16 protein-coding genes and 3 pseudogenes are annotated in these 22,441 nt (G+C 70.6%); 7 read left to right on the top strand and 12 right to left on the bottom strand.

All coding sequences use genetic code 11. From position 1 onward, the window contains the following. Positions 1 to 506: 506 nt before the first annotated feature. A pseudogene (locus tag ACFWVP_RS21535) lies at positions 507 to 815 on the bottom strand (TetR/AcrR family transcriptional regulator); the annotation flags it as partial. Between ACFWVP_RS21535 and ACFWVP_RS21530 the strand changes: the two are divergent. The 5 genes and pseudogenes from ACFWVP_RS21530 to ACFWVP_RS21510 form a co-directional block, all read left to right on the top strand. Further along, positions 815 to 1,060, top strand: a pseudogene (locus tag ACFWVP_RS21530) (zinc-binding dehydrogenase); the annotation flags it as partial. The pseudogenes ACFWVP_RS21535 and ACFWVP_RS21530 sit on opposite strands and share 1 nt — an antisense overlap. A gap of 33 nt (positions 1,061 to 1,093) precedes the next feature. Next, positions 1,094 to 1,457 (top strand): annotated as a pseudogene (locus ACFWVP_RS21525) (transcriptional regulator); the annotation flags it as partial. A gap of 277 nt (positions 1,458 to 1,734) precedes the next feature. Continuing rightward, the gene (locus ACFWVP_RS21520) at positions 1,735 to 2,955 is read left to right on the top strand and encodes a metallophosphoesterase (RefSeq protein ID WP_384498812.1); all 1,221 of its coding nucleotides are present in this window, start codon (positions 1,735 to 1,737) and stop codon (positions 2,953 to 2,955) included. A 282-nt stretch (positions 2,956 to 3,237) separates the two neighbouring features. Further along, positions 3,238 to 4,428, top strand: a complete 1,191-nt coding sequence (locus ACFWVP_RS21515) for an NAD(P)/FAD-dependent oxidoreductase (RefSeq protein WP_384498810.1) — start codon at positions 3,238 to 3,240, stop codon at positions 4,426 to 4,428. A gap of 10 nt (positions 4,429 to 4,438) precedes the next feature. Beyond that, complete coding sequence (locus tag ACFWVP_RS21510; RefSeq protein ID WP_384498808.1) at positions 4,439 to 5,383, top strand: sigma-70 family RNA polymerase sigma factor; 945 nt, start codon at positions 4,439 to 4,441, stop codon at positions 5,381 to 5,383. 335 nt (positions 5,384 to 5,718) lie between these two features. Here the strand turns inward: ACFWVP_RS21510 and ACFWVP_RS21505 are convergent, their stop codons facing one another. From ACFWVP_RS21505 to ACFWVP_RS21485, 5 genes are all read right to left on the bottom strand, one after another. Continuing rightward, the gene (locus ACFWVP_RS21505) at positions 5,719 to 6,828 is read right to left on the bottom strand and encodes a peptidase C39 family protein (RefSeq protein WP_384498807.1); all 1,110 of its coding nucleotides are present in this window, start codon (positions 6,826 to 6,828) and stop codon (positions 5,719 to 5,721) included. A 110-nt stretch (positions 6,829 to 6,938) separates the two neighbouring features. Next, positions 6,939 to 9,026 carry an iron ABC transporter permease gene (locus tag ACFWVP_RS21500; protein ID WP_384498805.1) on the bottom strand — a complete coding sequence of 696 codons (2,088 nt, stop codon included), beginning with the start codon at positions 9,024 to 9,026 and terminating at the stop codon, positions 6,939 to 6,941. A gap of 11 nt (positions 9,027 to 9,037) precedes the next feature. Then, positions 9,038 to 10,102, bottom strand: a complete 1,065-nt coding sequence (locus tag ACFWVP_RS21495; RefSeq protein WP_384498803.1) for an iron-siderophore ABC transporter substrate-binding protein — start codon at positions 10,100 to 10,102, stop codon at positions 9,038 to 9,040. A gap of 107 nt (positions 10,103 to 10,209) precedes the next feature. Then, positions 10,210 to 11,073 (bottom strand): ABC transporter ATP-binding protein, encoded by an 864-nt coding sequence (locus ACFWVP_RS21490; RefSeq protein ID WP_384498802.1) that lies wholly within the window; start codon positions 11,071 to 11,073, stop codon positions 10,210 to 10,212. A 167-nt stretch (positions 11,074 to 11,240) separates the two neighbouring features. Next, on the bottom strand, positions 11,241 to 12,116 hold the full coding sequence (locus ACFWVP_RS21485) for a helix-turn-helix domain-containing protein (RefSeq protein WP_384498800.1): 876 nt from the start codon (positions 12,114 to 12,116) through the stop codon (positions 11,241 to 11,243). 267 nt (positions 12,117 to 12,383) lie between these two features. Here ACFWVP_RS21485 and ACFWVP_RS21480 point away from each other — a divergent pair, with 267 nt between their 5' ends. Next, a complete protein-coding gene (locus ACFWVP_RS21480; RefSeq protein ID WP_384498798.1) occupies positions 12,384 to 12,998 on the top strand; it encodes a GPP34 family phosphoprotein in 615 nt (204 codons plus the stop codon). Between the two features lie 304 nt (positions 12,999 to 13,302). On the opposite strand, the gene ACFWVP_RS21475 is transcribed toward ACFWVP_RS21480, so the two are convergent. From ACFWVP_RS21475 to ACFWVP_RS21465, 3 genes are all read right to left on the bottom strand, one after another. Continuing rightward, on the bottom strand, positions 13,303 to 15,162 hold the full coding sequence (locus ACFWVP_RS21475) for an NAD(P)/FAD-dependent oxidoreductase (protein WP_384498796.1): 1,860 nt from the start codon (positions 15,160 to 15,162) through the stop codon (positions 13,303 to 13,305). Continuing rightward, on the bottom strand, positions 15,162 to 16,475 hold the full coding sequence (gene lysA, locus ACFWVP_RS21470) for a diaminopimelate decarboxylase (RefSeq protein ID WP_384498794.1): 1,314 nt from the start codon (positions 16,473 to 16,475) through the stop codon (positions 15,162 to 15,164). Before lysA ends, ACFWVP_RS21475 begins: the two co-directional genes overlap by 1 nt. Positions 16,476 to 16,579: 104 nt before the next feature. After that, entirely contained in the window at positions 16,580 to 17,791 is a 1,212-nt protein-coding gene (locus tag ACFWVP_RS21465; RefSeq protein WP_384498793.1) for an MFS transporter, read from the bottom strand. 1,451 nt (positions 17,792 to 19,242) lie between these two features. On the opposite strand from ACFWVP_RS21465, the gene ACFWVP_RS21460 reads away from it, so the two are divergent. Then, the gene (locus ACFWVP_RS21460; protein WP_384498791.1) at positions 19,243 to 20,148 is read left to right on the top strand and encodes a hypothetical protein; all 906 of its coding nucleotides are present in this window, start codon (positions 19,243 to 19,245) and stop codon (positions 20,146 to 20,148) included. A 185-nt stretch (positions 20,149 to 20,333) separates the two neighbouring features. Here the strand turns inward: ACFWVP_RS21460 and ACFWVP_RS21455 are convergent, their stop codons facing one another. The 3 genes from ACFWVP_RS21455 to map form a co-directional block, all read right to left on the bottom strand. Then, positions 20,334 to 21,167 (bottom strand): PIG-L family deacetylase, encoded by an 834-nt coding sequence (locus tag ACFWVP_RS21455; RefSeq protein WP_384498789.1) that lies wholly within the window; start codon positions 21,165 to 21,167, stop codon positions 20,334 to 20,336. Between the two features lie 178 nt (positions 21,168 to 21,345). After that, positions 21,346 to 21,576: a hypothetical protein gene (locus tag ACFWVP_RS21450; RefSeq protein ID WP_384498787.1), complete on the bottom strand. Its 231-nt coding sequence runs from the start codon at positions 21,574 to 21,576 to the stop codon at positions 21,346 to 21,348. Between the two features lie 71 nt (positions 21,577 to 21,647). Continuing rightward, positions 21,648 to 22,430, bottom strand: coding sequence for a type I methionyl aminopeptidase (gene map, locus ACFWVP_RS21445; protein WP_384498785.1), 783 nt, complete (start codon positions 22,428 to 22,430; stop codon positions 21,648 to 21,650). Between the last annotated feature and the right edge of the window lie 11 nt (positions 22,431 to 22,441).

Here is a 22,441-nt window from a genome sequence, read left to right as displayed (position 1 = left end):
TGCGATCCCGATGTGCGGAACGGCCGCTTCATGCCGACTACCGCCCCTGGGCCCCTGGACCATGGCGCCGACGTTCAGGCCCCCGCCCCGCTGAAGGCCCCAGGAAGAGAGATGGCTGTTGCGCCGGCCCGCGACGACGGCTGGGCGCACGAGGCGGACCGGGCAGACGTCCTCACGCGGGTCGGGAGGCGCGGGTCGGCGAGGCAGATTCCGCGGCGATGGCGCACACGGTGTCCGCCATGATGTTTCTCGCGATGACGCGAGCGTGAACATCGCCGGGAGCGTCGACGAGATCCTGCGCGACATCCGGGAGCGGGCCGCGGTCCCGTTGACACGTCGACCTCGGCCGCGCACCCGCCACTCACGGGCATGCGGCCCGGGAGCTGAATGGTGACGGCGTACGGTGCAGCCGATGCGCCGGGCGCCGACGGCCAGCGCCTCCACCCGGCCGCGGACGCCCCCTCGCCCACGAGTGCCGTCGACGTGCACCCACACCGCGCTCTCGATCAGCCTGCTTCCGTCAATTCCGCGTGCGCGGCGGCGAGGATCTCCTCGGAGAGCGGGGAGCCGTTGGTGGCCCGGGACAGGACCAGCGCGCCGAACAGGGTGCAGAGGCGGACGATGCCGTCCTGGTCGTCGGTGGCGAGGAAGTCGGCGAAGTCCGCCACCCCCTCGGTGTAGACGCGACGCGCCTCCTGCCCCCCGCCCTCGCGCGCGATGTCGGAGGCGAGTGCTGCGACCGGACAGCCGTCCGCCGGGCCGTCACGGTGCTCGACGGAGAGGTAGGTGTCGACCAGCGCCTGCTGGGCGGCCTCGCCTGGCCATGACCGCCCTCAGCTTCAAGACCCGGCGCAGCGCGAAGCGCCACGGTGTGACGTACTCGTTCCTGTTCATGAAGGCCAGTGGCGACCAACTGCGCGAACTCAGCCCTCTCATCGACACCGGGAAGATCCGCCCCGTCGTCGACCGCGTCTTCCCGTTCGACGAAACCCTCCAAGCCATGGAGTACGTCGAAAAGGGCCGGGCAAAGGCCGGAAAAGTCGTCGTCACCATGGCGTGAGGGCGGAAACGAGCCCAGGGCACCGGTTACCCGAACACCACCGTCTCCCTGTTGCGCACCGAGGCCGGACGCGCTCCCCACGACAGCGACATCACCGGGCCGATCGGCGAACTCGTCACCCGCGGCGACGAGTTCCGCACCGCCCGCCTGGGCCAAGCACAACGCGCGCCCGCACCACACGGGCCGCAAGTCCTTCCACCACCCGGGCATCGGCAGGATCACCCTCGACTTCGACGCCATGGAGTTGCCCGCCCAGCCCGGCCTGACCCTCACGGCATACACAGCCGCACCCGGCACCCGCGACCACGACGCCCTGAACCTCCTCGCCGGCTGGGCCACCACGGAGAGCCACGACGCGACCGCCGGCCCGGACCCCGCCGCCCGCCAGGAGCGGTGACCCCGGATCCGGAGCCGCGGCTACGCGGTCCTGCGCATCAAGCCCCCGTCACTTCCGCCCTCGACAGCCTCGCGTACCCCGCGACGGGTGCGACCCGGGACACCGGCCGGCCTTCGGCAGGGAGGGGCGCGCAGGCGGCGCCGCCCTCATCGCCACGCTGCTCCCGAGCCCTCTGCGGCTCCACCTTCGAGGGACCGCACCCTCGAACGCCCGTCCGGTCGCCCGAGGGCGACCGGATACAGTGCGCGGGACGGCAGCCTGGCCAGGGAGGGAAAGCGTGACCGAAACCGACAACACCCGACCCGCAGACAGTGAGGCGCGGGCGCCGCGGCCGAGCCGACTGCACCGGCTGATGCGCTACATCCCCCTGATCGCCCCCGTCCTGCTGTGGGCCGTGCCCTGCTGGGTGCTCCTGCACACCGGCCAGCACTGGCCGCTGCCCGTCACATCGGTCGGCACCGCGCTGTTCGCCCTCGGTCTCACCGGTATGCCGCTCGCGATGGTGCGCGGCCACGGCCGGCGCCAGCAGGACCGGGCGGCGATCGTCGGTGACACCTTGCTGGGCGCCAGCTGGATTCTGTTCACCTGGTCCGTTCTGCTCGGTGTCCTCCTGCGGCTCGCCCTGACCGTGGCCGGCGTCGGCGAGAGTCAGGACCGGGCCCGAATCGTCACTTGGGCCGTCCTCGGTGTAACCGCCGTCATGCTCGTCTGGGGATACGCGGAGGCCCGCCGCGTGCCACGAGTGCGCCGACTCGACGTGCGGCTCCCCCGCCTGGGCGCCGGATTGGACGGCACCCGCGTCGTCCTCATCACGGACACCCACTACGGCCCGCTCGATCGCGCTCGCTGGTCGGCGCGGGTGTGCGAGACGGTGAACACGCTGGGAGCCGACCTGGTCTGCCACACCGGCGACATCGCGGACGGCACGGCCGAGCGCCGCCGCGCCCAGGCCGTCCCGCTCGGTACCGTGCGGGCCACCCGGGCCCGTGTGTACGTCACCGGCAACCACGAGTACTACAGCGAGGCCCAGGGCTGGGTCGACCTGATGGACGAGCTGGGCTGGGAGCCGCTGCGCAACAGCCATCTGCTGCTCGAACGCGGCGGCGACACCCTCGTCGTCGCCGGTGTGGACGACGTCACCGCCGAGTCCTCCGGCCTGGCCGGCCACCGCGCCCACCTCGCCGGAGCCTTGAACGGCGCCGACCCCGACCTGCCCGTCCTGCTCCTGGCACACCAGCCCAAGTTCGTCGACCGGGCGGCAGCCGAGGGCATCGACCTCCAGCTCTCCGGTCATACCCACGGCGGCCAGATCTGGCCCTTCCACCACCTGGTCCGCATCGACCAGCCCGCCCTCGCCGGTCTCAGTCACCACGGCGCCCGTACCCTCCTCTACACCAGCCGCGGCACCGGCTTCTGGGGCCCGCCGTTCCGCGTCTTCGCCCCCAGCGAAATCACCCTGCTCGTACTGCGCTCCCCGCAGCTGCCCACCTCGCCGTAGCACCGGGCGGGCCGGTGCATCCGCTCGCGTCCTGGTACGGACTCCGGCGCAGCCGGCGCCGAAACCACACAGCACCACCCGGGCAGCGGCGCGAGGGCCTGCCCTCCGCTCCCCCGGTGAGCTCTCCGCCCGGCTCAGGAGCGGCGGGTCCACGCCGGGCCCGAGTTCTCCTCGGCGGCTCGGCTCCTCCCCCGGCACGGTGACCCACATCACGTTCGAATCCTGTCAGCAATCGGGGCGCCATCCCGTTCAAGGGTCATGCGAACGAGACAGGAGAACGCCATGAAGCACCGCATCGTCGTACTCGGCGCCGGATACGCCGGGGCCTTCGCCGCCGGAAACCTGGCCCGCAGGCTCTCTGCCGCCGACACCGAGATCACCGTCGTCAACGCCGCGCCCGACTTCGTCGAACGGATGCGGCTCCACCAGCTCGCGAGCGGCCAGGATCTCGCGTCCCGCAGGCTCGCCGACGTGTTCGCGGGAACCGGGGTGCGGTTGCGCGTAGCGCACGTCACCGGCGTCGACCCCGAGCGCAGGACGGTCGCCGTGACCGGCGAGGACGGCGACGCAGAGCTCGCGTACGACACACTCCTTTACGCGCTCGGCAGCTCCGTGGCTCACCATGGCGTCCCCGGCGCGGCCGCGTACGCCTTCGACGTGACGGGCCGGTCTTCGGCGCTGCGGTTGCGTGAGCGCCTGGCCGGCCTGGGCGCGGACGGCACCGTGCTGGTCGTCGGGGAGGGGCTGACCGGCATCGAGACCGCCACCGAGCTGGCCGAGTCCCGGCCGGACCTCTCCGTCGCGCTCGCCGCCCGCGGTGAGCTGGGCGCCTGGCTCTCCCCGAAGGCCCGCCGTCACCTGCGCCAGGCGTTCGACCGGCTCGGCATCACCGTCCACGAGCACACCGGCATCGAAGCCGTCGAGCCGACACGGGCGATCGCCGCCGACGGTACGTCCATCCCGGCCGACGTGACCGTGTGGTCCGCCGGATTCGCCGTGCACCCCATCGCGGCCGCCAGTGGCCTGGAGGTCGCCGTAACCGGCCAGATCGTCGTCGACCGCACCATGCGCTCGGTCTCGCACCCGGACGTCTACGCCGCCGGGGACAGCGCCTACGCGATCGGCGACAACGGCCGTCCGCTCCCGATGTCCTGCGCCTCGGCCGGCTTCACCAACATGCAGGCGACCGCCGCGATCATCGCGCGTCTGACGGGCGGAGAGGTCCCGGCCACCGGGCTGAAGTACCACGGCAACCACATCAGCCTCGGGCGGCGGGACGCGATCTTCCAGATGGTGGACGGGGACGTCCGGCCGAAGTTTTGGTACCTGGGCGGCCGGACCGCCGCGCGGCTCAAGTCGGGCGTGCTCAAGGGCGCCGGGTGGGGCATCGCCCACCCGACCTTCGGCATGCCGAAGCGCGGTCGCCGCCTGGCCACCGCTCCGGACCGGGCCGGCGCAGAGCCCGTCTCCTAGGGTGTTCCGCGTGGACAGCGCAGCCATCGATCGGTTCGAGGCCAGCCGGGGCAGGCTGGCCTCGCTCGCGTACCGTCTGCTCGGCTCGGCCGCCGACTCCGAGGACGCCGTACAGGACACGTTCCTGCGCTGGCAGGCGGCGGACCGCGAACGGGTCGAGGTGCCGGAGGCGTGGCTCACCAAGGTCCTCACCAATCTCTGCCTCGACCGGCTCCGTTCGGCGCAGGCACGCCACGAGCGAGCGGCCGGCGCGTGGCTGCCGGAGCCGCTCCTCGACGGCGACCCGATGCTCGGCCCTGCCGACACCTTCGCGCAGCGCGAATCCGTGTCCCTGGCCGTACTGACCCTCATGGAGCGGCTCTCGCCGGTCGAGCGGGCCGTCTACGTCCTGCGGGAGGCCTTCTCCTTCAGCCACGTCGAGATCGCCGGGATCCTCGACATCACCGAGTCCGCGAGCCAGCAGCATGTCCACCGGGCCCGGGCCCGGGTCGCCACCGGGCGCCGCCGCGGCAGCGAGCCCGCCCCCGATGCCGGGTCCACGCGCCGGGTCGTCGAGGAATTCCTCGCCGCCGCCACATCGGGCCGCACCGAACGCCTGGTGGCGCTGCTCACCGACGACGTGACTGCGGTCTCGGACGGGGCAGGGCTGAGCAAGCGGCTGTTGCGGTTCAGGACGCGCGAGCGGGTCGCCTCCTTCGTGCGGGCCGGTTTCAGGTCCACGCCGGCGAAGCGGCGGCTGGCCGGCGGCACGCCCGCGATCCATGTCGCGGCGGTCAACGGCTCCCCGGCCGCTCTCGCCGTGGTCGACGGCCGGGTCGTGGGCGTGGTGGCGTTCGAAGTCAGCGACGGCAGGATCGCGTCCCTGCGGGGCATCGCCACCGCGGCCCGGCTCGGGCGCCTCAACGAGGCCTGGCGGCAGCACGAACCCGACGCTCCGGTCATCGACGCGTGGTGACCGGAGCAAGTGGCCCGGGTCGGAGCTCGGCCCACGATGGTCAATGCGTGACCCGAATCACCGGCCCTCGACGCGGTGTCGCGGTCCTGCCGGGCGAGCCTGTGGCGTCAGCGCCCGCGAGGGGGAGACGGCTCCGCAAGGGCCACCGGAACCATGGGGTGCCCCGTCACAATGAGTTGACCTGCGGGTCGCCAGTGGCTGTCTGCGGGGTGGGTGACCTGCTTGGATCCGACACCTGTGCGTCGGAGACGCTCTCCCGTACCGGCGGCTCGTCGGCGCAGTCTGCCGCGCCGAAGCCGGTCGCCTGACGGCCGTGGCCCACGCCCACACGAGGCCTACTCGTCGGCCGGTCCGGAGGGGGACGCACCGGGCGGCTGCGGGCGGCCGATGGTCACGGCGCCGTGGAAGGGGTCTGCCGAGACGGCCGACATCGTGTCGAGTGATCGGTCGGGAACCGGCAGCAGGTGGGCGTCGACCCAGGTGTCCCCCACTGCCGCGCCGGCCCACGGGTCCTCGATCACGACGGCGCCGGGCACGGTGCCATGGCAGAGCACCCAGTGCGGTACGTCGAACCCCTGCATCGCGGCGAGCGAGACCAGGAGCAGCACCTGCTCCCGCCGGCCGATCGCGTTGCGGATCGCGGTCACGGAGAGGCGACCCGTGCCGATCGGGACGCCGGCCCGTGCGGCGTCCGCACGCGACATGCCCTGGAGGTGGGCACGCCACTCCTGCTCGCTCTCCGGGAGGTGGTCGAGCAGCACGGGCCGGTCCGTGTCGAGGTGGATCCCGACGGTGGACGAGGGCCACGCCCGGTGCACTGCGACGCCGAGCCCGACGGGCTCGCACGCGGGGAAGTTGGTCGCGTCGCGCCACAGCGTCAGCTCCGCCCGGCGGTCGAGCGCATCGCGCGGCAGCGTCCCCGCATGCGCCTGCGCGACCAGGGCGGTGACGGCGCCGCACGTGAAGTGCGTGGTCTGCCCGTAGTAGGGAGGTTCGGCCGCCGCGCAGCCGCGCAGCCAGCGAACGTGACCGGCGGCGGGCCCGGCCGCCTCCTCCGCCTGTGCGAGCGGAGGGCGCAACGGGGTGAAGCCGGCGGCGGCGACGTCCTCGGGAGTCGCCGTCCACCCTTCCCACTTGACCTGCGCGAGCTCCAGGCCGCGCGCGTGGGCGACGACGGCCGCGACGGCTGTCGACACGTCACCGACGGCGTCGACGATCTTCAGATAGGCCGTGTGCGGGCGGGCCGTCACAAGCGCGGCAGCGGCCCAGCCCTCGCCGTTCTCGTCCGGAACGACCACGAGGTGAGGGCCGTGGGCGGATCGGTCGACCGCGTGCCAGCGTTCCAGTACCTCGTGGGGTCCGAGGCGCTTCAGCGGGGCCGGAGAGGTTCCGGTCTCGAACGGGACGACGAGGTACTTCACGGGCGATTCCTGCTGGGACTGCATTCCGGTCTCCTGGCGGGTGGAAGAGGGCGGTCGAGGGGCGGGTGCTGACCCGCGGGAACATACCGGCGCGGCTCCGGGTGCGCCGCCGCCCGATGTCGCCGCCGCCCGATTCATGCTCGGGACCGCCGGAGCACCCAGACGAAGTACGGAGCACCGACCAGGGCGATCATGAGGCCCGCCGGCACCTGGGCGGGTGCGACGAGCGTGCGGCCGAGGGCGTCGGCCACGCAGACCAGCAGTGCGCCGAGCAGCATCGCGACGGGGATCGCGCGGCCGTGCCGGGCGCCCACCAGTGACCGGGCGAGGTGCGGGGCGACGAGCCCCACGAAGCCGACGACGCCGACGGCGATCACGCTGAGCGCGGCGAGCACCGCGGCGATCGCCAGTGCGGCGAAGCGGGTGCGTTCCACCCTGACGCCGACGATGCGCGGGGTGTCCTCGTCGACGGCGAGCAGGTCGAGCCGCCCGCGCATGGCGAGCAGCACGGGAAGCGCGAGCGCCAGGGCCACCGCGACCGGTACGACGTCGGGCAGCGTGCGGCCGTAGGTCGTGCCCGAGAGCCATGTGAAGATCCGGGGCGTGTTGTACGGGTCGGCGCGCAGCAGGAGGAAGGTGGTGACCGCGCTGAGGCCGTACCCGCAGCCGATGCCGATCAGTACGAAGCGGTCGGGCAGGAAGCCGCCCCGCCAGGACAGCAGGGCGATCACGGCGAACGTGGCGAGACCTGCCGCGACCGCGACCGCGATGAGCACGGGCCGTCCGCCGGGCAGGCCCGACGTGACGACGCTCGCCGCACCGAGCCCCGCGCCCGCCGTGATGCCGAGCACGCCCGGCTCCGCCAGCGGGTTGCGTACCGCGCCCTGCACGACGCATCCGGCCAGCCCGAGCGCCGCACCGGCGAGGACGGCGGCGGTCACGCGCGGGACCCGGTCGTCGAGCGCCTGGCCGATGAGGTCGGGGGCGAGGCCTTGGATCCAGAGGGCGATGTCCCCCGTCCGTAGCCAGAGGCTTCCCGCCAGGACTGCCACGACGACCGCCCCGGCCAGGAGTGCTGTCGCGCCGGACACGACGAGGAGGAACCCGCGGCGTGACCGTGCGGCGACCCGCGCGTGCGGTGGTTGCCGCAGCTGACCCGTGTCACGGAGGCGCATCGCGAGGACCACGATCACGACGGAGCCGAGCAGTGCGGTCGGTACGCCGGTGGGGATGGAGGCGGCTCCGTCCGCACCCTGCACGGCGCGCAGGGACGCGTCCGCGAGCAGGATGAGCAGCGCGCCGAGCAGCCCGGCCACGGGCACCAGGAGGAGATGCCGGCGCAGCACCCCTACCCGGCCGGCGATCAGGCGGGCCAGGACGGGGGCGCCGAGGCCGACGAAGGCGATCGGGCCCGCGAGTGTCACCGCCGTGCTGGTCAGGAGTACCGCGCAGACCACGGCGGTCACGCGGGTGGTCCGGATCGGCACGCCGAGGGTGGACGCGGCGTCGTCGCCGAGGTTCATCACGTCCAGCCGCCGGGACAGTGCCAGGGCGACGCACAACACAACGGCCACGAGGGGGAAGGCGCGTATCGACGCGTCGATGTTCAGCTGCGCGAGAGAGCCGCTCCCCCAGGCGAAGAGGCCGGTCGTGTTCTGGTTGAACAGGATGAGGAGCATCCCGGTCGCCGCGTCCAGGGCCATCGCCGTCGCCGATCCGGCGAGGATGAGGCGGGTGCCCGCGGTGCCCGCGGCCCGGCCGGCGAGGAGCAGGACGAGCGCCGCCGCGACCATGCCGCCGGCGAAGGCGACGGCACCCGACGCCCACAGCGGGACGGCGATGCCGAAGGCGGCGACGAGCGTGATGGTGAAGTAGGCCCCGGCCGTGACCGCGAGGGTGTCGGGCGAGGCGAGCGCGTTGCGCGTGACGGACTGGAGCAGCGCGCCGGCACAGCCGAGGGCGAAGCCCACCGCCACGCCCGCGAGCAGGCGCGGCAGGCGCGAGCCGGTGAAGATCTCGTCGACCGGCGCCCCACCGGTGTTCTCCCGTTCCCCGGTGAGATGGCGCACCAGGTCGCCCACACCGACGCCGGATGTCCCCTGCGTCAGGTGCCACATGCCCACGAGGGCGGTCACGACGACAAGGAGGGTGAGGACGAACACCCCGGTGGGGCCGCCACCGCGCTCGGCGCGCGGCAGCGGCTCCCCTCCGGGTGCCGACATGTGCGGTGTGCTCACTTCTTGTCGAGTACGTCGACGTACGCGTCGATCGCCTGGGCGCACGAGCGCGGACCACCGGCGCCCCACACCCGGGCCGGGAACGCGTGCGCGCGCCCTTCCTTCACGGCCGGGAGGGTCTTCCAGATCGGGTTCTTGGCCAGTGCCCCGACGTATCCGCCGGCTCCCTCGTCGTTCGCGTAGAAAAGGTTGGCGTCCCCGACCGCGGTGAGTCCCTCGACGTCGGTCTGCGCGAGGCCGTAGGCGGGGTCGACACCGCCGTCTCCGTGAGCCTTGTTGACGTCATCGGTCCAGGCGGGGTTCATGCCGAGTTCCTTGCCTATCTCGGTGAACAGGGCGCCGTCGCTGTAGGGGCGGACGGTGAGGTTGCCTCCCTGGAGCCATCCGTCGAAGAAGAGGAAGTCCTTCGTCGGCAGATCGGCGTCGGTGACCTGCTTCTTCGCCGTCGCGAGGTGCTGGTCGAACTCCTTGAGCACCTGGTCGGCGCGCTCGGTGCGTCCCGTCGCCTCGCCGATCATGCTGAAGACCTCGCGCATGTTCCCGATCGGGTCCTTCGGGTTCGCGCCCCGTGTGGCCATCACCGGGACACCTCTCTTCTCCAGCTTCGCGATGGTCTCGTCGTCGGCGGCGAACGCTTCCACGACGATGAGGTCGGGCTTGGCCGCGTAGAGGGTGTCGAGGTCGGGCTCCTCACGGGTGCCGATGTCCGTCACCCCGCCGGGCAGCTTCTCGGCGCTGACCCAGGTGCGGTACCCCTTCGCGTCGGAGACCGCGGTGGGGGTGACGCACAGTGTCAGCGCGTCCTCGATCTGCTGCCATTCCAGGACCGCGATCCGCTGGGCGGGCTTGTCGAGCTTCACCTGCCGGCCGACGCCGTCCTTGAAGGAGACCGGCTTCGTCGAGGTGGTCGTGGTGTCGTCGGCGCAGCTCTGCGACGCGGGCGACGCGCTGGGGCTGCCGCCGGCCGTGGCCTTGTCGACGTCGGTCGTGCCGCAGGCCGTTGCGGCGAGGAGGGCGAGCCCTGTGGAGGCTGACGCCGCCAGGCGACGGGCACGGTTCATGGAGGGGCCTCTTTCTCGTGGTTCGTTCGTGATGCGCCGGAGCGGCCGTGGTGGGCCGGATCTCGGCTGTGACGCGGCGGAGGTGGCGGGGCGGCGGACGCGTCGCGTCAGGAGGGGTGCCGCCCGAGCGGGTCGATACGGAGGCGTCCGGTGCGGGGGTCGACACCGACCTCGACACGGATGTCGTAGACCGCGCCGATGTTCTCGGCGGTGAGGACCTCGGCAGGTGCGCCTGCCGCGTACACGCGGCCGGAGTGCATCAGGACCAGCGTGTCCGCGACACGGGATGCCTGGTCGAGGTCGTGCAGTACGACCCCGACCGCGATGCCGTGCTCCTCGACGAGGTCGCGCACCAGGTCGAGCGTCTCGATCTGGTAGCGCAGGTCCAGGTGATTGGTCGGTTCGTCCAGCAGCACGACGCCGGTGTCCTGGGCCAGGCACGCCGCGAGCCAGACCCGCTGCATCTCCCCGCCGGAAAGCTCTCCGACCGGCCTGCCTGCCATGTCCCGTACGCCGGTGATGCCCATGGCCCGATCGATGGCGGTCCGGTCCTCGGCGGTCTGCCCGGCGAAGCCACGCCGGTAGGGGTGGCGTCCGAAGGCGACGACCTCCGTGACCGTCAGCCCCTGGGGGGCGGGCCTCGACTGGGAGAACAGCGTGACCTCGCGGGCGAACTGGCGAGGGCTGAGCAGGGACGCGTCACGCTCCGGTTCACCGTCAGGGGCGCCGAGCGTCACCCGTCCGTCGTCCACCCGGTGCAGTCGGGAGAGCGCGCGCAGCAGCGTGGACTTGCCGCTGCCGTTCGGCCCCACCAGGGCGGTCGCGCGGCCGGGTTCCAGGACGAGCGATACGCCGTGGACGACCGGCGTGCCGCCGTACCGCAGCACGAGGTCGTGCCCGTTGAGGGCGGCGGCCGGCACAGCGGGGCCGGCCACGGCGCGACCGGCACGGCGGAAGGGGCTTGTGAACATCGGGGGGTTCCGGACGGTCGGAGGGGCAAGGACTGCGACACCCTCCGTCCGGCCTTCGCCGGTCGGGCTGCGGACTCCCCCGCGCACGGACAGCACCGTGCGGGGCGAGCTCCAACTAAGGGTCACCTAACTCCGAGAAGGTTATATTCCGGTTGCCGTGTCGACAATCAGGAGTTCTGGACACGCGATACGGGATTCCGGACATTCCCGGAGACGTCGTCCTCCGCGTCGAAGAACGCGCCCGGCGTGGTTCCCATGACCCGCCGGAAGGCGGCGATGAAGGAACTGGGCTGCGCGTAGCCGAGCGTCTCGGAGACCGTCATCACGTCGAAGCCCTGGGAGAGGAGCATCAGCGCCCGGTGCACACGCAGCATCTGCCGCCACTGCGCGAAGGAGAGGCCTGTCGCATGACGGAACGCGCGGGTGATCGTGCGGTCGCTGATCCCCAGCCACCGTGCCCATTCCTCCAGCGATCGGCAGTCGGCGGGATCGTCCAGGAGGGCTTCGGCGATCACGCCGATCCGGGCGTCACCGGGCAGCTGCAGCGCGAACGGGCGCTCCGACGGCTGGAGCACGTCGAACACGACGGACTCCGCCCGCGCCCTGGCCGCCGCGTCGAGATCCGTACGGGACAGATGGGTCAGCAGCGACTCGAGCAACGGCGTCATCGCGATCGCCTTCGGTTCCCCGAACGCGAACGGCGTGCGGTCGGGGGCGAAGAAGGCGTCGTGGAACTCCGCGCCCGCCGTCGCCCGGCCCCCGTGCACCACTCCGGCGGGCATCCACAGCCCGTGCCCCTCGAACACGGTGAAGACGCGGTCCCGCACCCGGGACGTCAGCGTTCCCCTGCGTACCCAGACGAGCTCGTGCAGGGGGTGCGAGTGCGGCGCCCACTCCGTGGGTACGGGAGGTATCCGGAATCCGGCGACGATGGCGAAAGGGGCTTCCGCCTCGTCCGGGAGCGCCACCGACCGGCGCACCGCGGTGCCCGCCTCGCGCCGCCACATCCCGGGGGTCGCGTCATCACGGGACGGTCGGACCATACGGAGGAGTCTATCCGGGGCCCGCACCGGTGCCGGTGCCCGGGACCGCGACAAACCGGCGAGCGTTCGGTGAGGGGGCCGGGAGCTCATGTGAACCGCGTCCTGCGACAGGTCTTCGGGTGACAGTTCTTCGGGTGACATGCCTTCGGGTGCACGTGCGGAGGTGATACTGATCGTGACAGTCGCGTCGCCGTGAACCAGCTCCGGACGCGGGCCGGTGGGCAGGGGGCGCGCACCTTTGTCGATGTCTTCGAGGGGAGCCGTTTCATGACCACGGCGAGAGACCTGTTCATCATCACCCTGGATCCGAAGCCGGAGCACGCCGTGGGGCAGGGTGATCTGTCGCTCGCCCTCGCGGGAGCCGAGCTGATCGATCTCATCGGCGCGGGGGCCGTCACCCTGGACGGCGACCGCATCGTGCCGGGCGGGGCGGACGGGGCGCCGTCGCCGGATGATCGGCTCCTCGGCGAGGCCGCGGCACAGGCCACCCGGCAACCGCCCTACGAGCGGATCGAGGACTGGCTGTGGCGCCGGGGCCGAGACCTCTCGGCCGCGTACCAGGCCGTGTTGGAGGAGGACGGCGAGCTGACGCGGAAGCGCAGCGGCCGGTTGCCCTTCGGCCCGGAACACGTCGAGCCGGCCGATACGCCCGGCCGCCGCAGGGCAGTCGAACGCCGGGAGGGGCAGGAGCCCGTCCTGGTCGCCCTCGCCTCCGCGGTGGGCATCGACGACGCACGGTCCGACGACGAACCCGGCTTCGATGACGAGGCGGTGACGACCGTGGTGGCCGCCGTCCACGACGCGGTGATGGAGCTGGAGGCCGTACGCCAGAGGCGGACCATCGAGAGCTCGGCCTTCGCCAACCTCTGGCGGGGGCCGTGAGCCAGATCCGCGGTCGAGGCCGACGGCGGGGTGAGGGGCGTCGCCCGGTCGTCGGGCGACGCCCCTGGCGTCTCCATGGGTGCGCCCGAGCAAGGGCGGTCGCCCGGTACGCCCTCCCCCCCGGAGGCACCTGGGAAACTGACGCGTCCGGGGATCAGGACCGACCGGTACGCCCACCTGAGGCCTCAGGCCGCGCCCGCCCGACAGGCCCCGTGGTACGACCCACCGTCCGCCGAGCACATACCGACCCCGAATCCGGCCCCGAATCCCCGGATGCCCTTCGGCCCCTGCTCAGTGCGACACCTCAGTGCGACACCTTTCCGAGCCCGGCCATCGCGTTGAACACACGCCGGGTCCGCAGCGGATGGTAGAGGGTGTGCATGGGGTGGTCGACGCCACGCAGAGCGTGGGCGACCGCCTCGGCGATGACGGGCGCCTGGGCGAAACCGCCGGTGTTGTGCCCGGCCGTGACGACGAAGGCCCCGTTGCCGGCCGCGCTCGTCTCGAAGATCCCGAGGTTCGACGCGGTCCACGGGCGTACGCAGTGCTTCTGCGACCCACGCAGTCCGTCGCGGCCGCCGATCCTCTCGTAGGCTTCGGGGAACAGCAGTTCCACCGTGTCCGCGACGGCGGCGTGAACGTCCTGGAGCTTCCGCTCGTCGATGTTGCGCGGATCGCTTCCCGTCCATCCGTAGCCGGAGCCGATCATCAGGACGCTCTCCCCGGACTCGTCACGGCCGACGGTGATGTTCGCGTCCTCCGCCACGTGACCGCGCCGCGCCACCTTCAGTGAGTGTTCGAGGGCGGGGGTGCCGTTCGGGACCGTGGCCCAGCAACCGAGAACCCCGTGCACCTGGTGAAGAGACGGAATCTGACGGCGCAACGCGTCGTTCCCGACGCCTGGCGACACGACGTAGTGGTCGTAGATCAGCGGACCGTCGGCGGTCAGCACTCCGGTCACCGCGGACGTCTCGTCCCTCATGATCTCCTCGACCGGCAGGTCGAAACGCATGCGCACCCCGCCTGCCTCCAGGTCGTCGAGCAGGCGGGCCATGAAGTCGTGCACGTTGACGGTGAAGCCCTCGACGACGATGCCTCCGGCGAAGGCGTCGGTGGCGGCGTGTGCGAGTGCCGGGAACCTCTCACGCACTTCGGCGGACCCGTAGGAGGCGACGGTGGCCCCCACCGCGTTCTGCCGGTGCCGGGCTGCCTTCAGCTGCGAGCCGTCCTGGTACAGACGCAGGATGTCGTGCCGCAGGTCCACGTCGTCGAACAGGTGTGGCCGGGTCTGCAGCCAGGTCTGCCACAGTTCCCCTCCCCGCCTGTTCAGCCCGAGGATGTCGCCGTTGTACGCCCGGGCCAGCCAGGGCCGGACGCGCCGGAAGTCCTGCACCCACTGCCGGTCCTCCTCGCCCTCGTGGCGACGGACGTCCCAGCCGAGTCGGGACGGGGGGCGGTCGAAGACGGTCGTGCAGTCGAGTTCACCGACGGACTTCGCGTGGTAGTCGTCCATTTCGGTGTAGGTGAACATCCGCGCGTTGCCGCCCCCGCGTGAGGCACCGTACGCGGTCCAGGGTCTCCCGGCCCTCGGGTCGGGCGCGGCGTCCACCATCGCGACGTCATAGCCTTCGGCATGCAGCAACCGTGCGGTGACCAGGTTCACGACGCCGCCGCCGACCATGAGGACCGACGCTCTCCCGGACGCGGTCCCGGACGATCGCGTCATGACCCGTGTCGGGCCGGTGAGCTGTTCCCGGTCCTGCGCGAACCGTTCGGCGACGGCGAGTGCTTCGAACAGGCTCGCGTCCTCGTCGACGCCACCACCGGCGTCGGGCTGCCGCGGGACGGTGTACATCGGTATGCCGAACGGAAGTACGGCCGAGGTCGGCCGCCCGTACATGGTCGGTAGGCGTCTGAGCGTGCCGTGGGACTCCGTGAGCCGAACGACCGCGACCGGCTTCTCGGGCATCGCTTCGCGCCAGAGGCGCAGAACCTCCCGGCCGATCGGGCGATCGGTGACGATCGCCTGGGGGCAGATCTCGCTCAGCGCGCCCGCGAGCGTGCTGTCGTCCGCGCCATGCAGATCCGGACGGCATCGGACGCCGCTCCCGGCCAGTGACTCGGCCACGGAGGGGGAGACGGGGACGGTGACAAGGAAGCGCACTACTTCTCCCCATCTCGGTGGGACGAGCCGGCGGGCGTGCTCTGTATCTCGGTCAGGATCGTGTCCGGGAACTGTTCCCTGCGTACGACGAGCCTGGACCCGCCGTCGCGTACGAAGACGACGGGCGGCTTGTCGAACCTGTTGTGCTGGTTGAACATCGAGTGGGTGTAGGCGCCTGTGCACTGAACGGCCAGCACTTCACCGGGCGACAGATCGGGAAGCCGTACACCATCGATCAGTTTGTCCGTCTCGCAGTGCCGACCGAAGATCGTCACGTCGTGCAGTTCCACGTCCCTCAGTTCGGGATTGGACGGGAGTACGACGTTGTGCACCGACCGGTACATGATCGGCCTCGGGTTGTCCGAGAGCCCGCCGTCGACGGCCACGAGCCGGTGTGCCCCGTTCCTCTTCGTCGGGCCGACGGTGTACAGCGTGACCCCCGCCTCGGCGATCACCGATCTGCCCGGTTCGATCCCGAACATCACGTCCGGGGCGCAATGGGGTGCGACCTGTTCGCCGAACACGGACAGGAGGTCCCGTGCCCATTCCTCGGGTGAGGGCGGCGAGGACATCCCGTCGTAGTTGACCCCCATCCCTCCTCCCACGGTGACGCTCTCGGGCTTCCACGACGAGACGGCGGTGACCGCCCGGATGAACTCACCCAGTTCACTCAGGGCCTGCTGATGGAATTTCGTGTCCAGAACCTGGGCGCCGAGATGGAAGTGCAGGCCGCGGAGCCGGAGGTTGTCGCGTTCGAGGACTCTCGCGACAGCGGCAGTCGCGTCGCCGGTCCGGATCCGCAGCCCGAACTTCGACTCCACGCTCCCCGTCGTGTACTTGGGGTCGGTGTGGATGTCGATCCCGAGGTTGAGGCGGATGTCGACGGCCTGGACCTGACCGTCCTCCCGGGCCTGACGGTCGATGAGGTCGATCTCGTCCAGGCAGTCGATCACCAGGGACCGGACCCGGCTGCCCACCGCGAGCTCGATGTCCTCCCGGGTCTTGTAATTGCCGTGGAACGTGATCTTCGAGGGTGACGCACCGGCCCAGAGCGCGAGGCGCAGTTCGCCCGCCGAGACGACGTCGAGGCTGAGGCCTTCCTCCGTGGCGAGGCGCACCATCTCGCCCACCAGAAACGCTTTGGACGCGTACGCGACGTCCACGCGGGGCCATTCCGAACGGAAAGCCCGTACGTAGGAACGGCACCTGTCACGGACGGACGACTCGTCGATCACATAGACGGGTGTTCCGTATGTCTTCGCCAGATCCAGTACATCGCATCCCCCGATCTCCAGGTGTCCACGACTGTTCACGGTTTGTGTACCGTATGTGTGCACTGCTTCCTCACATGACTTCGCAGGGTTTCGCTTCGTCGAGCGACGTTCGCGGGAGCGGTCAGCTTTCTCACCGCACCGGTTCATGTTCCGAAGATGACTTTCCGTACAGCCGCGTGGGTCGCCACCGAGATCAGGAGAGCGAATCCCGCGATGGCGAGCAGTGCCGCGGTGACATCGCTGATCAGCGCGAGCATTCCGGCACTGACCGCGGATCCCAATCCGAACAGGGCGAACTGCGCGGAGAATCCCTGGGTGTGCAGTGACGCTGGAATGCTGGCTTCGAGGCTGATCGATCGCTGCGTGTTGAACGGGGTGATGAAGAACCCCGACACTCCGACCCATACGGCGATCCACAGCGCGCTGTGACTGAACGCCAGGGCGACCACGGAGGTGAGTACACCGAGGAGGGTGAGGAGCGACTGGACGGTGATGTGCAGCGGAATCCGTCCCGCCGCTTTCCCGTAGCAGAGAGTTCCGGCTATCCCGGTGCCCGCCAGCAGACTGACGAGGATCCCGGACCACGCGGGTGATGCCCCGCTCTTCGGCAACAGGACGGGAAGTACCGAGACGATCCCCGTCACCGCCATGCCGACCGAGACGGAGTCGACGAGACCGGGCCATGCCCCGCGGTAGGACCACAGGGATCCGGGTGCCTTCTCCGTAACTTCCGGCGGTGTCCCGCCCCGCCCCTCCCCGACCAGCGGACCGAGGAACAACTGGACACCGAGGAAGGTGACGGCCATCGCCACGACCTCCACCCACGGGAGACCGAGCAGGCTCAGACCCGCGATGACGACCGGCCCCAGGATCCAGCCGGCTTCCGTCATGATCGAGTCCCATGAGAGCGCCAGGTTCCGCAGACGCGGATCGGCGTACTTGACGAGCACCGAGCGCGAGAGGCCGGGAATCCCTCCCGGCAGCGCGGCGCACAGGGCGGTGAGCACGGTGATCAGCACCAGGGAGAGGCGGAAGGTTCCGAAGACGGCCAAGGCGACGTGGAGGAGGAATGATGACGTCGTCATGATCAGGACCAGGCGTCGCGGACGGGCGGCGCGGTCGATCAGCCTTCCCGCGGTGGTCGCTGTCAGCGCGCCGGTGAACGCATACACACTCACGAGGAAAGCCCCGTAGGAATACCCGCTGACAAAAATTCCCAGGCTGATGAGGGCCAAGGTCGCCATGGGCTCGGTGATACGGGCGAAGCAGGTGCCGAGTGCCCACCGCCACCACCAGGACGTGGTGAACAGTTTCGGCTTCGCATCGGACCCGACCGTCAATGAGGTCGCATGCATCAGAATCCTGTCACCTTCGGTCGTATTCCCGGCGCGATTCCACATCCCGGGCGCGCGAAATCACCCCCCTGATCCGGCTCGACCGCTTCTTTTCTGCGTAGGCTGAATTGCTTTCCGGCCATGAATACGTGACTGGACCGCCGAGTACGGCGCGGCACGGCCATTTCCGGATCCGGCCACCAGCTGGACCGGCCACTTCACCCTCTCCGGAATACGGGACTCGCACCCCGTGTACGGCTCGTCGCTCCGACCACAACCTTTGCAGGCGAAGGCACGCCGCGCGTCCGTGGTTTCCCGGACACGTGATACGTACGTACGGAGGCAGTTCACGCACAGGCCGGCACGGGAGGTGTATCGGCCGCGGATCAAGGTTCTCGCCTGCACCTGACCCGTCGACCGAGGCGAGGGCGAAGATCACCGAATTCGCCGGTGGCCGCACCGACGAGGTCACTGTCTCCAGCGTGAAGCTTCGGCGCACCAACGGCGCCGATTTGACCACCGTGCGCACCGCCGGTGGCTACGACGGCTGGGCGGGGCCCGACCAGCCCGTCGGGCGGTGCGATCGCACGCCCCTGTTGATCACCGTCCACGAGAAGACCCGACAGATGCACACACTCCTCAGCGGTACGCAGCCGAGGGCGAAGGCCTTGCATTCTCCGCTGGCCTCATGGGCTCCAGCGGCAAGGTGGAGAATTGGCGAGGCATCTGCCCGCTCGTGCGGGCGTGGTGGCTGGCGTACGCGTACCGCGGCCCCGGACACGGCGCGGAAGTGTGCCGACCAGCAGCTCCCACACAGCAACCGGAACCTCGCCAGGTATGGCGCATGGTGCATGGTGCATGGTGCATGGTGCATGGTCAGTTGACCGTGCGCAGTATCACCCGCACAACTGCCATGGCTCCACGACCGATCCACCCGAGCAGTCCTGTCTCCACGGCCAGCTCGGCAGCGTCCGCGGCCGCGTCACCCCGGTCGGCCCCAGAATGGCACCGGGAACAAGAACGGGGCCAACGGCGCTTTCCCGCACCGCACTTCTTGCACTTCGCCATGCCTCATTTCTTTCCTACCTCAGGACAGTCGCCACACACGGACCCCCGACCGCTGTCCCGCCGTCCGTGTCCCCGGCTCGGGTGAGGGCGCCGCCGACGGCGGCCTGCACCGGGCGCGTTGCGGACCGGCGAACAGGCAGCACGGCCGAGGTATCGACGCGAGGACGGTACGAACCTTTCGACCCGTCTGCCTTCCTCCGGTCGCCCGTCGCGCCTTCACGTCCGCCCCGAGTCACGGGCCCGGTGCGTGCGCCCGCCGAGTCCGCCTTCGCGCCCCGGCGAATGGCGCAACGGCTGCTGGGCTCCGCTGGTCTTGATCAATAGCCTGACGCCCGGTACGCAACTGCGCGCCTGCCGAACAGAGAGGGCGAGCGGCCCCAGTGAAACTCCCTATGTTGCAGCGCATGGCCTGGCTCACCGCGGCGACCGCGCTCCTGACGACCCTCGGCGCCGCCCCGGCCGGCGCGAGCGGCGAATGGCAGAAGGCCGGTGTCGACGCCCGCGGTGGTATCAGCGGCCTCGCGTACGAAGGCCGTACCGGCGACGGCGCCGGGGTGCACCTGCTGGTCGTGCACGACAACAAGGGGGTCGGGCAGCAGCGTCTGTCCCGGATCACCCACCGGGAGGACTCCGACCTCATCGCCCCGATCACCTGGGACGGGCCGGAACCCGTCGACCTGGAGGCCATCGAGGCGATCCCCGGGGTGCCAGGACAGTACCTGGCACTCACCAGCCGCGGCATCGTCTACCGCCTGGAGGTCACCGGCTCCACGGCGACGGTCATCGACTACTCACCGCTGCCGTCGATCGGCGAGGGCGACGACTTCGAGAGTCTCGCGCTCGTCGCCCGGAACGGGAAACTCGCCGCACTGCGGGCGGACCGCGGTGCCGGCGCGGATCGTCCCGCCACGCTGTACACGGCGCCCCTGACCTTCGCCTCGTGGGGACGGCCACTGTTCGGCGCCGTGACGCGCCGGGCCTACACGGCGGTGTACCCGACCGACGACGGCACGCGGCACATCTCCGACATCTCGGTGACCGGCTCCGGCCGGATCATCGTGAGTTCGGCGGCGGACGCCGGTGACGACGGCCCGTTCGACTCCGCGATCGGCGACGCAGGCCGGGTGACCGTGTCGGCTGACGGCCGGGTACGCGTCACCCTCGCCGCGCCCCGGACCGTCCTGGGCACGTTCCGGCAGTACAAGGTCGAGGCGGTGGAGTGTCTGCCCGGGACCGCCGATGCCGTCCTCGGCACCGACGACGAGAACCTCGGCGGATACCTACGGAGCATGCCGTTCTGCCGGACCTGACCCGGTCGCCGCAGACAGTCGCTCTCCGGACCTCTGGAACCCGGCGAGACGGAGGAACTCGCCTCGCCCCGGAGTTCCTGCCAGGGCCTGGCCCTCCCCCTTCACCAGGCCCTGGACCTCCTCCCACACCTGCCACCGGCCCGGACCGGCACATGAACTGCCCCGCCCCCGGTCGGACGAAGGGATCAGCGCAGTCCGGCGAAGAGATCGTTCTCGGGGAAGGCCGCGCCGGTGGCGTCCTTCACACGTACGAAGGTCTCCACGCCCATCAACTCACCGAACCTCTCCTTGCCCATCCTGAGGAAGAAGATGTTCTCGCCCTGACTGGCGTGCGCAGCCAGGGCATCGAACTTCTGACCGCTGAACGCGGTGGTGTCCACCCATGTGGTGATCTCGTCGTCGGGGAGGCCGATCTCGGCCATCGCGGCGGCCTCGGCGGGATCCGGCTCCGGCATCTCCTCATGGAACTCACGCATGGTCTCCCCGAACTTCTGCATCATCGAGCGGGGCATCGTCGTCCAGTACACCTTCGGCGTCAGCTCGGTCATCTCCAGAGCCGCCATCGTGATGCGGTGGGCCTGGATGTGGTCGGGGTGGCCGTAGAAGCCGTTCTCGTCGTAGGTGACGACCACATCGGGCCGGTAGTGCCGCATGAGATCCGCGAGTCGGGCGGCGCCCACCTCCACAGGGGTCTGCCAGAAGGATCCGGAGGCATCGTTGCTCGGCCAGCCCACCATCCCGGAGTCGGCATAGTCCAGCATCTCCAGATCGCTGATCTTCAGGACGTCACAGCTCGCCTCGAGTTCTCGGCGGCGTATCACGGCGACGGCGGCCGGATCGTGCCCAGGATCGCCCGGCTTGGCACCCCCTGGTCCGTCACCGCAACCGCCGTCGGTACATGTCACGAGAACGGTGCGGATGCCTTCCGCCGCGTACCGCGCGAGGACCCCTCCGGTTCCGGTGGCCTCGTCGTCGGGGTGAGCGTGCACCGCCATGAGCGTCAACGGCCTGTCAGTCATGGAACAATCCTCCAGCAGAAATACGTCTTGGTTCGGATGCGCGGCGGGCGCGCCGCGATCTCGGAGCCCGGACCCCGGTGGGGCGGCCGGTCGTGTGGTCTCCGTATTCTCCGCCGTACGGGGCCGGCCCCTCGGTCGATGCAACCGTGCCGACCCGACCGGCTGTTCCCGGCGCAGCTTATGGGTCTTCCAGGGGCGTCGGAGTCTCGACGCGAACGGGGTGCAGGCGCGTCAGCTCGACGAATCGGTGGGTGCGAAAGGACGTCAGCCGGTCGGGTTCGATGCTTTTCGAGGCCACCCGGTAGCGGCCGGGGAGGAGTTCGGGAACGGTGCTCTCCGTGAGTGTCCCGACCTCGGTACCGGAGCAGGCGGCGTCGAACATGACGCTGTCGCCGGTCGTGCTCAGCACAGGCCTTCGCGAGGTCCAGGACCGCGCAGGCCCGGTCGTAGCCGCCCTCCGGTCCCGACCGGCCCGTCTCCTTACGGCTGCGACGGCTTCGGCAGCGTGAGGATTTCGGCTCCGTCCTCGGTGATCGCGATCGTGTGCTCGCTGTGTGCCGTCCGGCAGCCCGTCGCGCTGCGGAGCGTCCACCCGTCGGCGTCGGTGACGAGTTCGGCGGTGTCCGCCATGACCCACGGCTCCAGCGCCAGCAGCAGCCCGGGGCGCAGTTTGTACCCACGGCCGGGCCGTCCGGTGTTCGCGACGTGCGGGTCCTGGTGCATCGTCGACCCGATGCCATGTCCTCCGAACTGGGTGTTGATCTGATATCCGGCCTGGCTGAGGACGGTACCGATCGCGTGGGAGATGTCGCCGATGCGAGCTCCGGGTCCGGCGGCGGCGATCCCTGCGGCCAGTGCGCGTTCGGTCGTCCTGATCATCGCGACGCTCTCCGAGGGCTGCGCATCGCCTACGACGAAGCTGATGGCGGCGTCCGAGGCGACTCCACGCAGGGAGACGGCGAGGTCGAGCGTGAGCAGATCACCGTCGGCGAGCGTGTAGTCGCTGGGCCGCCCATGCAGCACGGCATCGTTGACGGCCGTGCAGATGTAATGACCGAACGCGCCGCGCCCGAAGGATGGCGCGTAGTCGACGTAGCAGGACAGGGCCCCCGCCTCGACGATCATTTCCTTGGCCCACCGGTCGATGTCCAGGAGGTTCGTGCCGATCACGCTACGGCTCCTCAGCGCCTGCAGAATGTCTGCGACCAGGGCGCCCGTGTCCCTCGCTCGGGCCAGCAGAGCGGGGTTCAGGATCTCGATCATGTGCCACTTTC

The sequence above is a fragment of the Streptomyces sp. NPDC058637 genome, from assembly GCF_042717325.1.
Classification (GTDB): domain Bacteria; phylum Actinomycetota; class Actinomycetes; order Streptomycetales; family Streptomycetaceae; genus Streptomyces.
This window is presented reverse-complemented; position numbering and strand designations above follow the sequence as displayed.

What these genes read in the sequence shown, in the direction of transcription:
- ACFWVP_RS21515 (WP_384498810.1), top strand. Translation starts at nt 3,238, where the DNA reads ATGAAGCACCGCATCGTCGTACTCGGCGCCGGATACGCCGGGGCCTTC.
- ACFWVP_RS21505 (WP_384498807.1), bottom strand. Translation starts at nt 6,828, where the DNA reads ATGCAGTCCCAGCAGGAATCGCCCGTGAAGTACCTCGTCGTCCCGTTC.
- ACFWVP_RS21500 (WP_384498805.1), bottom strand. Translation starts at nt 9,026, where the DNA reads ATGTCGGCACCCGGAGGGGAGCCGCTGCCGCGCGCCGAGCGCGGTGGC.
- ACFWVP_RS21495 (WP_384498803.1), bottom strand. Translation starts at nt 10,102, where the DNA reads ATGAACCGTGCCCGTCGCCTGGCGGCGTCAGCCTCCACAGGGCTCGCC.
- ACFWVP_RS21490 (WP_384498802.1), bottom strand. Translation starts at nt 11,073, where the DNA reads ATGTTCACAAGCCCCTTCCGCCGTGCCGGTCGCGCCGTGGCCGGCCCC.
- ACFWVP_RS21485 (WP_384498800.1), bottom strand. Translation starts at nt 12,116, where the DNA reads ATGGTCCGACCGTCCCGTGATGACGCGACCCCCGGGATGTGGCGGCGC.
- ACFWVP_RS21480 (WP_384498798.1), top strand. Translation starts at nt 12,384, where the DNA reads ATGACCACGGCGAGAGACCTGTTCATCATCACCCTGGATCCGAAGCCG.
- ACFWVP_RS21465 (WP_384498793.1), bottom strand. Translation starts at nt 17,791, where the DNA reads ATGCATGCGACCTCATTGACGGTCGGGTCCGATGCGAAGCCGAAACTG.
- ACFWVP_RS21460 (WP_384498791.1), top strand. Translation starts at nt 19,243, where the DNA reads ATGGCCTGGCTCACCGCGGCGACCGCGCTCCTGACGACCCTCGGCGCC.
- ACFWVP_RS21455 (WP_384498789.1), bottom strand. Translation starts at nt 21,167, where the DNA reads ATGACTGACAGGCCGTTGACGCTCATGGCGGTGCACGCTCACCCCGAC.
- map (WP_384498785.1), bottom strand. Translation starts at nt 22,430, where the DNA reads ATGATCGAGATCCTGAACCCCGCTCTGCTGGCCCGAGCGAGGGACACG.